Here is a 12,502-nt window from a genome sequence, read left to right on the forward strand (position 1 = left end):
TCGCTTAAAGCGCATAATTTTTTTAGGTACTTTAAGCGAATGCATTTTGACTTTAGCACTCATAATTTGTTTGGTTACTTAAAGTTAAAAAACATAGCAAATTCATGAAAAAGACGATTGTAATAATTGATGATAAGCCTGCAATAGGTCAGTTAATTACGCTATACCTAAATGCGGATTATGACTTTCGCTTCTTCAATAATGCACTGGACGCTTACAATTGGCTGAAGGAGGGAAATAGTGTAGACCTTATTCTATCCGATTATACCATGCCCGAAATGAATGGCTATGATTTATTGTTGATGATTAAGCAAAACGAGTTTTTGAAAGATATCCCCGTTATCTTCTTGTCCGGTGAAGATAACTCACATACGCGGATCAATTTGCTCGAGGCAGGAGCTGATGATTTTATTTTGAAACCTTTTAATCCACTTGAGTTAAAGTTGCGAATTAAAAAAGCTTTAAAATAATGCCTCAATATAGTGATTATATATACCTTGGTGATAATATCAAAACATTTGATTATTTTCATAAACAAGTCCAAGATGTTTTGGGGGTTGATTTGAAGTTTTTTAGTTCGTTCGAAACCATGGATATGTATTTTCAGGAGCAAAAAGATCAGTTTTTTTCGGTGATTTTTTATGAAAAGGGTAAAAGCATTGTTAAAGATTTAGCACAATTAGCTAAACTACTCCTATACGATAAGGATACACTATTGATCTTGGTGGGGAATGATCTTTCGCGTTTTGAGAAGCAGTCTTATTTTGATGCTGGAATTACCAATACCATTAGTCCCTTTGCACAACCAGATGTTTTTCAATCTGTAAAAAAATATATTCATTTATTTTTTGAAGCGACAGCTCAGCGTGAAAAATTTGAAATAGCTACACCTTCTTTTCCTCAAATTGGTATTCCATTTGGTAAGAGGGTTTTCGATATTATTGTATCATTTGTCTTAATCGTATTGCTTTCTCCAATTCTTTTATTAGTTTTTTTTGCAATCAAGTTAGAAAGTAGGGGATCTGCAGTTTATAAGTCCAAACGTATTGGGTCGGGTTATTTTATGTTTGATTTCTATAAATTTAGATCGATGTATCCAGATGCTGATAAGCGGCTTAAAGAGTATATGGCCCTTAATCAATATGCGGATGCCTCGCAACAAACTGCTACATTTCCGCCCAGTATATATAATGGTCAAGAAGCTTTGAATTTCTCTTTAGACGATCTTCGAGATGTTCTTATTGACGATGAGGTCGTTGTAAGAGGCTTTGATACTGGAAACAAGCAAAGAAAAGCTGCGTTTTTTAAGTTGGAAAAGGATCCAAGGGTAACTAAGGTCGGGCGTATTCTCCGCAAATATAGCATAGATGAACTTCCGCAGTTGTTTAATGTTCTTAAAGGAGACATGTCCATTGTTGGTAATAGGCCTTTGCCTTTGTATGAGGCGGAGATGTTGACAACAGATGATAGTATTGAGCGTTTCATGGCTCCCGCTGGAATTACGGGATTATGGCAAGTGGAAAAGCGAGGAGATAATGGAAGCATGTCCGATCAGGAACGGATTCAGCTTGATATAGATTATGCGAAGCATTATTCGATCTGGATGGATTTGAAAATTCTGTATAAAACATTTTCTGCATTTATCCAAAAAGCTGATGTTTAGTTTTTCGATGATTTTACTTTAAATAGAACTGATGTTTTCGGGTGCTAGATGCCCTTTATTTAAGAACTACAGAAGAATAATTAAAATAGAAATATATAACGGGGCCATGCCCCTATAACGTTATTATCTGAATATGAAGAAAATTTTCCCAATATTTTTATTCTTAATCACTTTTGGTTTGCTCAGCCATGGGCAAAATGTTCTACAGACAGCCGGAAGTTTGGATTACACTAAACTTTTACTTCCCTCACTGGAGGAGCTTTTTGAAAATGCTAAACGGAGTCCAAGTGTAGAAATGTTCGAATCTAAGATGATGGAGCAAGATAATCTATTAAAATCTGAGAAAAGAAGCTGGTTAAAATACTTTAAGGTGGGTGGTTCATGGCAGTATGGAAATATAGGTGTTAATTCCATGTTTACAGATCAAAATACGCCTTTGTTTTATCAGTATTCTGGAGCTAAGCAGAATGCTCTGTTTGTAAGTAGTACTGTTTCAGTACCTTTTGATGACGTTTTTGATCGTTCAAATCGTGTCAAGCGGCAAAAGATGCAGCGTCGTTCTACAGAATTGGAAATGGAAAAATGGTTTGACGAACAGAAGGTTCGCATTATTGATTCTTATGTTAAATTGACCAATGCAATGTCGATATTAAAAAAGAAGACAGAAAATTTAACATTAACGGAAGCACAGCTGAAAACTGTGGAGGCTGATTTTGCTAATGGGCATGCAGGAATTTCGGATTTAAACGCAGCAAAAAAAATGGAAGTGGAGGCATATGAGGCTTATAAGTTGACTGAAAGCACGATAACCGCTGAACTTTTGCATTTGGAGATTTTAAGTAGAACAAAAATTATCAGCAAGTAAAGATGGGTATAGTAATTTACATTATAAAATCCTTGTATAGGTTTAAATGGTGGCTGATCGTATTGCCATTGCTGGTCATGGGAATTGTTATCTATTTCACGAGGAATATGAATAGACAATATGAATCCGATATGACCATTTATACAGGTATCATTTCCGCCAACGGGACTGAGCTTAGTCAAGATGGTAAGCAAGACTGGAATATCCTTAAAAATTCATTGTTAAATGTCATTAACACCATTGGTTCAAAAGAGACTATGCGCGTTGTGTCGTTAAAGCTGTTCGCCCGAACCATGATCAATGGCGACCCTGAACGAGACAATGTTTATGTTTCAAGTGCTCATTTTCGTCAATTGTTGGATATTACACCTTCGGCAGTCAAAAAATTAATTGATAAAACGTCGGAAGAACGTACTGTCGAAAATTTAAAAAGGTACGAAAAAATGGATGCCAAAAACTTTGTTTATGGCTTATTTAATTGGAATCATCCATATTTTAGTTATGGTGCACTGAGCAAAATTGATATTAAACAGATTGACAACAGCGATATTCTTCATGTTTACTATGAGAATAATGATGCTGGGATCACCTATCAAACATTAAATATATTGAGTGAAGTTTTCGCAGATGAATATAAAACCCTTCAATATAGCAATACCAATAATGTAATAAAATATTTTGAAGCGGAATTGGCAAGAATTGGAAAGGATTTATTCATGAAAGAAGATTCTCTTACCAAATTCAATGTTCAAAATCGCGTTATCCATTATGATAAGCAGACTGAAGCTGTTACAATTTTGGACAAGGACTATGAGATCCGGAAACAAGATGCGCTATCTGCACGTAACAGAGCGCAGGTGAGTATCGCTCAATTAGAATCAGGCATTGATGCAAATATTAAAAGTATTAAAAATAATGCGCAATTTTTGGCTAAAATGAATGATATATCGGACTTAAACTATTCTATTTCTCAAATTGAGTCCTATCGTCCTGATTCATTGAAAACTACAGTCACCAATTCGGCGTCAACACTTGAGGGACTTAAATCGAAATTGAGAAATCAAGAACGGGATTTCCGTAATTTTATCCAAGAATATTCTAGTCAAAAATATACGAAAAATGGCTATCCTAACGCAAACTATGTTGCACAATGGGTAGACGAATTATTAAAATTGGATCAGGCGCAGGCGGATATTAAAGTGGTAGATGATTTTAAAATTGAATTGGATAAAATGTATTCGCATTACTCTCCAATAGGTTCATTACTTAAACGTCAAGAACGGGGTATTAATTTTACTGAACAGAGTTATCTTTCGGTTTTGGGAGGATTGAACGCTGCTCGCCTTCGGCTTAAGAGTCTGGAAATGAGCGCTGCCACATTAAAAGTAATTAATCCTGCAACCTATCCACTTAATTCCAAACCTACCAAGCGTAAGATGCTGGTTATGGGAACCTATTTTGCTACTTTGGTGTTTTTATTGGGCTGTATCCTGGTTTTGGAATTGCTCGATCGAACTTTACGTGATAAGCAAAGGACTGATCGTGTCACAAAAGGGAATGTGATAGGTGCATTTCCGTATAAAAAAATGGGGCGCTATAGTGAACAAATTAAAAAGATGGCATCAAAATCATTAGCAAATCAGTTGTTCGGCTATTTTAAACGCGGAAATGCAGTCAATTTTATCAATGTATTGAAGCTAGATGAAGCGATTGATAGTGGGAATGTGATGCGCTACATCAAAGAGGAATGGGAAACGATTGGTCTTAAAGTGGGGGTACTGGAAGAAGCCAAAGACTTTAATGCTAAATCACGAGAATTTTTGATTGAAAATACACTATTAGAACGCATCAAACAAGGGGGAAATGATTTTACGCTTGTAGGCCATACAAGTTCGTTTAATATTCCAGTACCTCCATTCTATCTTGCTCAGGCAGCAGTAAATCTATTGCTACTGGATGCAGAGTCTGCTTGGAAGGAAGAAGATGATGAACTCTTCAAGGAGCTTGATTTACGCAGTGGAACAGTACCTGTATTAATCTGTCTAGTGAATGCAGATCGATTCGCTACAGAGACATTTACGGGGATGTTGCCGCCGTACAGCTTTTTAAGAAAATTGGAATATAGATTTTCTCAATTGGGAATTACCGCATCTAAAGCTTAGGCATTACGGTAGAAGGAAATGACAAAGGAAGTTTTATTTGATAAAATTGGCTTAAAATTATTAGCTGTCCTTGGATGTGCGCTGATTACTTTTTTGGCCATATCAGGGGGACTACTGCCTAGTGTTGGGATTGCGCTGGCTCCTTTTCTTCTATGTTTTCTAATAATTTGTATCCGGAATCCGTTTATCAGCTTTCTTTTCTTATTTGCTGTGTGCTTTTTTATTATGGGATTATTACGTTATGTACGTATTCCTGTACCACCCAGTATTATCGTAGATTTGGTGATTTTATTTAATTTTATAGTAATCGCATTAAATCATCTTTATCGAAATTATAATGCTAAGTTGAAAATACCGCTCTATATCTTTATTTGTCTAGCTTGGGTAGGATATTGCATGGTTGAAGTATTTAATCCAGCGAGTATATTTGGTAATTGGCTGGCTTCGATCCGTAGCCTAGCGCTCTATCTTTGTTTATTTCAATTTTTAGTATATTATATATTTAAAGATAAATCTCAGCTTAGGTCATTTTTTATTTTTTGGGCGATTTTAGTGCTTTTAGCCGCACTAAAAGCTATTGGACAAAAGTTTATCGGCTTTGATACGGATGAGAGAATTTGGCTTTACACGCTGGGGGCTCACACCCACCTAATCTATAGTGGCATCCGCTATTTTTCTTTTTTTACCGATGCCGCTAATTTTGGTTGTCACATGGGTCTCGGTATGGTTGTTTTTTCCATTTTGTTTATCTATGAGAAGAGTAGGAGTATTCGGATTCTATACAGTGTAGTTGCTATCCTAGCGATGTATGGCATGTTGATATCGGGGACCCGATCTGCCATGGCCATACCAATTGCTGGCTATGCATTTTATATTCTGTTATTAAAACGGTGGCGTCTGGTCATTTGGGGATCTCTATTATTTACATTAGTCTTTGGCTTCCTATCTTTAACCAATATTGGAAACAGTAATGCTGATATACGAAGGATGAGAACAGCTTTTCAATTTAAAGAGGATGCATCTTTCAATTTGCGGAAGGAGAACCAGGCTAAAATGAAAACATTTATGCGTAATTATCCAATCGGTCTGGGTTTGGGGTCTGCCAAGAATGCTAGTGAGGGGGACCTTTTGGATGGGCTGCCAACAGATACTTCTTTTGTCTTTATTTGGGTAGAAACTGGAGTGATAGGATTGATCCTCTATGTGTTGATTTGGATTTCATGTCTAACGATTTGCTTTTATTTTGTTTGGTTTAAACTGAAGGATCCAATGCTCCGCGGGTTTTGTAGTGCGTCAGCAGCTGGAATTGCAGGCATGATGTTAGCGGGGTATGGAAACGAAGTTTTGCATCAATTCCCAACTGGGGAGACTATATATATATTGATGGCTATGGCAATGTTATGCCCATATTTGCAGCAGAATGAACAAAAAGTCGCATCCTAGAATTTCCTTTATTACTGTTAATTATAATGGTGTAAACGATACATTGAATCTGTTGCAAACGATCTTTGATAACGTCAGCAGCTTTTGTTTTGAAGTAATCGTCATTGATAATGCTTCAGATAGCAATGAATTTGAGTTAATCTTGCAGCGGTATCCATTTGTAAAGGGTAAGTGTTTGTCTAAAAATCTCGGATTTGCGGGAGGAAATAATATTGGGCTTGAACTTGCGTGTGGTGATTATTTATATTTGATTAATAATGATACATTGTTACCTAGAAATGCCGACTTACAAATTCAAGCCATGATTTCATTTTGTGAATCAAACCCGAATGTTGGGGGGCTATCGCCTAAAATTATGTATCACAATCCTAGTAATTTGATACAGTTTGCAGGAAGTACGCCATTGACACCTATCACTATCAGAAACAAACAAATTGGATACAAGGAAATAGATTATGGTCAATATGATAAAATTGCTCAAATTCCTTATTTTCATGGTGCCGCAATGTTTATTCCTCAGCGTGTGATCGAATATGTTGGCGGCATGCCTACGTGCTACTTTTTGTATTATGAAGAGCTTGATTGGTCCACCAGTATAACCAAATATTTTCCATTGTATTATTTCCCTAGTGCTCAGATTTTTCACTTGGAAAGTGCTTCCACTGGAATCGATAGTCCACTTAAAACCTATTATATTACGCGAAATAGAATAATATTTGCCTTTAGGCAAAGAAAATATATTTTGCGGGTGATAGCACTGAGTTATTTGATTTTAATTGCTTTTCCAATGCATTTGTTTTTACTTTTGTTTAAATTGAAGTTTAAACAATCTGGTGCGATGATTAAAGGAGTTTTGTCTGCCTGTGGCTGGATTGTTGCGGGACATCGTTAATTAATCTATATGTGTATGCTTATAACAGTCTTTTGGTATATAGACTTTTTATTTTTCATAGCCTTTGCTTTGTGGGTAGGCTATGTCGTTTTATTTGCATTTGCATCGCGAATAAAACCGAAAATTAATTTTCCGCAAGCTGAACCATTAGCAAGATTTGCCATATTATTTCCGGCCTATAAAGAGGATAATGTTATAAAGGAAAGTGTTATTAGTTTTAAGGCGCAGGATTATCCAATTGATAGGTTTGAAATTGTTGTCATTTCTGATGCTATGGAAGATGCGACAAATGACCACCTTCGGCGATTGGGTGTTTCGCTTATACATCTCACTGGAACAGAACGTTCGAAAGCCGCAGCATTAACGACAGCAATGTCTCAATTGGATGCGCAGTTATTTGATGTTGTTGTTGTAATGGATGCGGATAATATTGTTTTTCCTGACTTTCTCAGTAAGCTCAATAATGCTTTTACTTGTGGAGCAAAAGCAATTCAAACCCATCGGACAGCTAAAAATAATACAACAGCAACAGCAATTTTGGATGGTGTGAGCGAAGAAATTAACAATTCTATATTTCGCCTGGGGCATGCTCGCCTTGGCCTACCTGCAGCATTGATCGGATCGGGTATGGCATTCGACTTTAATTGGTTTAAGCAGCGAATAGTACAGATCAAATCGATGGGGGAGGATAAATTTTTAGAATATTTTTTGTTATTGGATAGAATAAACACTACCTATTTGGAAGATGTTGTCATTTTAGATGAAAAGATTCAGTATAGTGATGATTTTTCTAAACAGAGGCGGCGTTGGATCGCTTCACAAATTGATATTTTCTGCCATGCTATTAAGCAGACGCGTAGCGCAATTTTTATCGGTAATTGGCCTTTAATAGACAAGATTTTTCAATGGTCCATGCCACCTCGCATTATAATGCTTGGGATCATTCCTTTGTTTTTTTTGGGATCTTTATTTGCGTCTGATATTTCTTCCTCTAAATGGGGTTTTTTAATTATTTTGTATGTAATGGGTTTAGCTTTGGCAGTTCCAAAAAAGTTGTACACAACACAACTTCTGTGGGCAATATTTAGCTTGCCGCGTATATTTTTAGCGATGATGAGCAGTATAATCCATTTTCGTTCGGGACGATCGACTTTTATCCATACGGAGCATGGTGCTTTACCAAATAAACAGAAGTAGCATGAAATTTACGGTATTAAAGTAATGAAGCTGATATGGGGCTAAAAGAAAAAATAATGCATTCCCCTCGTTTAAAACGTTGGTTGCATACGGTATTAATGCATCCTGTTCGAACGCGTCCGAGATGGTATTTGAGACTATTTCAGTTTTTATATGTACATAAGGGACGAGGTGCTGTTATTTATAGAAGTGTGCGTAAAGACTTGGTACCCTTTAGGAAATGTCAAATCGGTTCTAGGACTGTTGTAGAATCTTACTCTTTAATCAATAATGCAGTAGGAGATCTTATTGTTGGAAGTAATTCACGAATTGGTTTTGGAAATACCGTAATAGGCCCTGTAAGCATCGGTGATTATGTGCAAATAGGCCAACATGTGTTGATTTCGGGACTCAATCATAAATATGAAAATATTAATTTAACGATTGCAGAGCAGGGGATCGAAGTCTCTCCTGTGAAGATTGATCATAATGTATGGATAGGTGCAAATGCGGTGATTTTGGCAGGAGTTACAATTGGTGAACACTGTGTCGTGGGGGCAGGTTCGGTGGTGACAAAAGATGTCCCTCCATATTCTGTAGTTGTTGGAAACCCAGCTAAAGTTGTTAAAAAATGGGACGACCAACAAACAAAATGGGTGAGAAATCATGATTAATCAGCCTGAAATAACTATAATAATGCCCGTTTTTAATACCGAGGCATATGTTGATAGCGCTGTTGAGAGTGTATTGCGCCAGACCTTTAAAAGTTTTGAATTGCTATTGATCAACGATGGTTCTACAGATTGTAGTCTTTCACTTCTGGAAAAATGGGCTAAAAAAGATGCTAGGGTACGGGTATTTTCCCAGTCTAATCAGGGCTTGTCTGGAGCTAGAAATACTGGAATAGCGCATGCAAAAGGAAACTTTATTTATTTTATGGATAGTGATGATCTTATCAAGAGAGATACATTACAGATCTGTTATAAATGTTGTAAAGAAAATCACTTAGATTTTGTATTTTTTGACGCTGAAACATTCGCTGATGGGATCCAAGATACAACTCTGTCAACTAGATTCAATTATAGCAGAATATATATAGAGCCAAATGTGCTTTTATCGGGAATTGAAGCTTTTGAAAAACTTTTGGAGTACGATGAATTTTTTTCTTCTGTATGTCTTCTTTTTATAAACAGAACCTTTTTAACTAGAATAGGACTTCTGTTTGAAAAAGGCATCGTGCATGAGGATGAATTATTTACAACAATTTTGTTTATGGAAGCTCATAAAACCAGCTATATACCTGCTACTTTTTTTATGCGTCGTCTGAGGAATGGTTCTATTATGATGGTTGATTATTCCTTGAAAAATATAAACAGCTACTTCATTGTGGGGAATAGATTGTTGGATTATTCCAAAAAAAATGCGAAGATGCGTGATGTTGTAACTATTTACCTTAGTGGTATGATGAATGCCGCAGTTTGGAAAGCTTACAAAATGCCACTGAAATATCGACTTACTGTTTTTGTGGTCTGTATAAGACGCTGGCGAAAGTATGTTAAGATAAAGACACTATGCGTATTATTATTTAAAAAATATACACGAAGTTAATGGAAAGTGCCAAGCAGCAGGTTATATCTGGAGTTTTTTTTACTGCGATAGCGAAATATGCAAACTTGATTATTTCTCTTGGTGTTACTGCAGTTCTTGCACGTCTTTTGTCTCCTGAGCAGTTTGGAGTAATCGCTATTGCTATGGTTATTATAGCTTTCCTGAATTTGATTGCAGATATCGGGCTGTTTCCTGCCGTCATTCAATATAAAAATTTGACAAAAGATGAACTTGGTAATCTCTTTTCTATATCTTGCTATTTGGGAGGTTTCTTAGCTCTAGTCCTTGTTTTGATTGCCCCTAAAATAGCACAGTACTACGATCAGCCCATACTTCAAAATATCATTAGGCTATTAGCACTAGGCCTATTTTTTACAGCAAGCTCAGTAGTGCCCAATGCCTTGTTCTATCGCGAAAGGATGTTCAAATTTATTGCCATCAGAAGCTTTACTATTCAGATCATTTTGGGGGTGGTATCAATAACTGCTGCTTTTTCGGGGGTAGGTATTTATGCACTTCTGATTAATCCTATTTTATATAGTATACTTCTTTTTATCGTTTCCTATCTACATTTTCCATTGCCTTTTAAATTAAAGGTGTCTTTGGACGAAGTAAGGCCCATTCTACGTTACTCTATATTTCAGTTTTTATTCAATATCGTAAACTATTTTAGTAAAAATTCGGACACATTGCTCATCGGAAGATATCTGGGTGTGCATATCTTAGGCTATTATGACAAAGCCTATCAATTGATGTCCTTGCCGTTGCAAAATATCACGCAGGTAATTACACCGGTGATACACCCGATCTTGAGTTTGAAAAAAGGAGATAAAATGCAACTTATTGTCGCGACTGAACAACTTGTATCTGTATTGGCCTTAATTGGATTTCCTCTCACGGCATTCCTTTACTTTGCCGCCGAAGATCTGATTTATGTATTTTTTGGAGCGCAATGGAACCAAGCAGTTCCGGTATTTCAGTTATTGAGCTTAACTGTGGGCATCCAGCTCATTTTATCTTCGTCAGGATCGATTTTTCAAACAACCGGAGATACGAAGTATATGTTTTTCTCAGGATTACTTTCAGCCTCGCTGAATATAGGTGGGATATTATTGGGTGTTTTCTATTTTAATGCCATTGTGGCGGTGGCTGCATGTCTTGTAATTACAAATTTTATTACATTCCTATTTACCTATTTAATCCTCTATAAAAAAGTTTTTAGTAGAGATATGCTTTCTTTTTTTTATCTTTTAGCAAAGCCAGTTTTAGCGGGTTTATTATTGACGTTTTTACTGTATATATGTAAGATCTTTTTTATAACTGATACAATATGGTATAAGCTGATTATTAAGATATGTGTGTCATCTGCTTTTTTTATTGCTTTTACCTGGTTTGGCGGATATAGATCTTATTTGGAGTTATACTTAAAAAGAGGACGTTAAGACTGATCATCAGACCGTTAATTGGCCCAACATCACAATCTATGGAATTAAAAGTTTTATTTCTCGTCTTTCATGGCTTTAGTGCCCACAATGGTATTAGTAAAAAGATTTTTGGGCAGGTTAGAGGACTCCAACAATGCGGAGCAAATGTCAAGTTATGCTATTATGAAGTGCTAAATAATGGGCATCGTGCATGGATTGTAGATAATGAAGTGATTGCGGATTTTGGAAAGGGGATTTTTGCAAAATTAAGAAAGAGATGGGACTTTGATGAATTAACCGCGTATGTGCGTAGAGAGCAGTTTGATTTAATATACATGCGTTCTTATCACAACTCGAGTCCGGCTATAATTGGTGCATTGAGAGAATTCAAAAGAGCTGGAGCGAAAGTAGTCGTGGAAGTTCCAACATATCCTTATGATCAAGAATATACTCGTTTTATCGATAAAATTGTACAAATGCCGGATCGGTTTTTTCGAAGATCCATGGCTTTGGTATTAGATGGTATTGTGACATTTACTGAAGAGAATGAAATTTTTGGTGCAAAGACAATCAAAATCTCTAATGGGATTGATCTAGATGAAATTCCGCTACGAATTAAAAAAGCTCGAAATGAGGAGGAGATTCATTTGCTGGGGGTGGCGGAAATTCATTTTTGGCATGGATTTGATCGTGTGATAAGGGGGTTAGGTGTATATTATAATCGAAATCCGAGATGCCGAGTCTATTTCGATATCGTTGGCAATATAAGTGGAGCAAGGGAACATAATGAAATATTTTCCGCTATCGAAGCGGCGGGAGTACAGCAGTATGTTTTCATGCATGGTGCTCTTTGGAGTGAGAACCTTGATGTTATGTTTGACCAGGCAGATTTTGCTATCGGTAGTTTGGCCAGACATCGTAGTGGGATAACGTACATAAGAACTTTAAAGACCCGGGAGTATGCAGCGAGAGGGATACCTTTTATGTATTCAGAGATAGATTCTGATTTTGAAAATAAGCCTTATATTTTAAAGGCTGCGCCGGATGAATCGCCTATTGATATTGATCAAATTGTATCCTATTGCTTGTCTAAAGATTGGGAACCATCACGCATTAGAGATGATGTTTATGAATTATCCTGGAGGAATCAAATGAAAAAAGTTTTAGAACATTTAAATTTGTACCGATGCTATCATTCCTAAATAAATTTAAGGATAAATTTCATTACAATATAATAATAGAATGGTACAATATGTTGGAGCTTCTAAC

General features: G+C 36.3%; 11 protein-coding genes. All 11 read left to right on the plus strand.

What is annotated here, in order from left to right:
- The first annotated feature begins 104 nt into the window (after nt 1–104).
- The 11 genes from VXM68_RS06645 (at nt 105) to VXM68_RS06695 (ending at nt 12,435) form a co-directional block, all read left to right on the plus strand.
- On the plus strand, nt 105–470 hold the full coding sequence (locus VXM68_RS06645) for a PleD family two-component system response regulator (RefSeq protein WP_367210831.1): 366 nt from the start codon (nt 105–107) through the stop codon (nt 468–470).
- Entirely contained in the window at nt 470–1,663 is a 1,194-nt protein-coding gene (locus VXM68_RS06650) for a sugar transferase (protein WP_367210832.1), read from the plus strand. Before VXM68_RS06645 ends, VXM68_RS06650 begins: the two co-directional genes overlap by 1 nt.
- A 133-nt stretch (nt 1,664–1,796) precedes the next feature.
- Nucleotides 1,797–2,528: a TolC family protein gene (locus VXM68_RS06655; protein ID WP_367210833.1), complete on the plus strand. Its 732-nt coding sequence runs from the start codon at nt 1,797–1,799 to the stop codon at nt 2,526–2,528.
- Nucleotides 2,529–2,530: 2 nt separating this feature from the next.
- Nucleotides 2,531–4,690: a GumC family protein gene (locus VXM68_RS06660; RefSeq protein WP_367210834.1), complete on the plus strand. Its 2,160-nt coding sequence runs from the start codon at nt 2,531–2,533 to the stop codon at nt 4,688–4,690.
- 225 nt (nt 4,691–4,915) lie between these two features.
- Complete coding sequence (locus tag VXM68_RS06665; protein ID WP_367210835.1) at nt 4,916–6,133, plus strand: O-antigen ligase family protein; 1,218 nt, start codon at nt 4,916–4,918, stop codon at nt 6,131–6,133.
- Entirely contained in the window at nt 6,111–7,025 is a 915-nt protein-coding gene (locus tag VXM68_RS06670) for a glycosyltransferase family 2 protein (protein WP_367210836.1), read from the plus strand. The genes VXM68_RS06665 and VXM68_RS06670 overlap by 23 nt, the downstream gene beginning before the upstream one ends.
- Before the next feature lie 15 nt (nt 7,026–7,040).
- Nucleotides 7,041–8,222, plus strand: a complete 1,182-nt coding sequence (locus VXM68_RS06675) for a glycosyltransferase family 2 protein (RefSeq protein ID WP_367210837.1) — start codon at nt 7,041–7,043, stop codon at nt 8,220–8,222.
- A 56-nt stretch (nt 8,223–8,278) separates the two neighbouring features.
- The gene (locus VXM68_RS06680; RefSeq protein WP_367210839.1) at nt 8,279–8,875 is read left to right on the plus strand and encodes a DapH/DapD/GlmU-related protein; all 597 of its coding nucleotides are present in this window, start codon (nt 8,279–8,281) and stop codon (nt 8,873–8,875) included.
- Entirely contained in the window at nt 8,868–9,809 is a 942-nt protein-coding gene (locus VXM68_RS06685) for a glycosyltransferase (RefSeq protein WP_367210840.1), read from the plus strand. The genes VXM68_RS06680 and VXM68_RS06685 overlap by 8 nt, the downstream gene beginning before the upstream one ends.
- Entirely contained in the window at nt 9,809–11,251 is a 1,443-nt protein-coding gene (locus VXM68_RS06690) for a lipopolysaccharide biosynthesis protein (protein WP_367210841.1), read from the plus strand. Before VXM68_RS06685 ends, VXM68_RS06690 begins: the two co-directional genes overlap by 1 nt.
- Before the next feature lie 41 nt (nt 11,252–11,292).
- The gene (locus VXM68_RS06695) at nt 11,293–12,435 is read left to right on the plus strand and encodes a hypothetical protein (protein ID WP_367210842.1); all 1,143 of its coding nucleotides are present in this window, start codon (nt 11,293–11,295) and stop codon (nt 12,433–12,435) included.
- Nucleotides 12,436–12,502 lie beyond the last annotated feature (67 nt).

Origin of the sequence: Sphingobacterium sp. R2 (assembly GCF_040760075.1) — a bacterium.
Taxonomy (GTDB): Bacteria; Bacteroidota; Bacteroidia; order Sphingobacteriales; family Sphingobacteriaceae; genus Sphingobacterium.

Excerpts from the sequence above, each read along its gene's own strand:
- VXM68_RS06675 (WP_367210837.1), top strand. The coding sequence starts at position 7,041 with ATGCTTATAACAGTCTTTTGGTATATAGACTTTTTATTTTTCATAGCC.
- VXM68_RS06650 (WP_367210832.1), top strand. The coding sequence starts at position 470 with ATGCCTCAATATAGTGATTATATATACCTTGGTGATAATATCAAAACA.
- VXM68_RS06655 (WP_367210833.1), top strand. The coding sequence starts at position 1,797 with ATGAAGAAAATTTTCCCAATATTTTTATTCTTAATCACTTTTGGTTTG.
- VXM68_RS06690 (WP_367210841.1), top strand. The coding sequence starts at position 9,809 with ATGGAAAGTGCCAAGCAGCAGGTTATATCTGGAGTTTTTTTTACTGCG.
- VXM68_RS06665 (WP_367210835.1), top strand. The coding sequence starts at position 4,916 with ATGGGATTATTACGTTATGTACGTATTCCTGTACCACCCAGTATTATC.
- VXM68_RS06680 (WP_367210839.1), top strand. The coding sequence starts at position 8,279 with ATGCATTCCCCTCGTTTAAAACGTTGGTTGCATACGGTATTAATGCAT.
- VXM68_RS06645 (WP_367210831.1), top strand. The coding sequence starts at position 105 with ATGAAAAAGACGATTGTAATAATTGATGATAAGCCTGCAATAGGTCAG.
- VXM68_RS06685 (WP_367210840.1), top strand. The coding sequence starts at position 8,868 with ATGATTAATCAGCCTGAAATAACTATAATAATGCCCGTTTTTAATACC.
- VXM68_RS06660 (WP_367210834.1), top strand. The coding sequence starts at position 2,531 with ATGGGTATAGTAATTTACATTATAAAATCCTTGTATAGGTTTAAATGG.
- VXM68_RS06670 (WP_367210836.1), top strand. The coding sequence starts at position 6,111 with ATGAACAAAAAGTCGCATCCTAGAATTTCCTTTATTACTGTTAATTAT.
- VXM68_RS06695 (WP_367210842.1), top strand. The coding sequence starts at position 11,293 with ATGGAATTAAAAGTTTTATTTCTCGTCTTTCATGGCTTTAGTGCCCAC.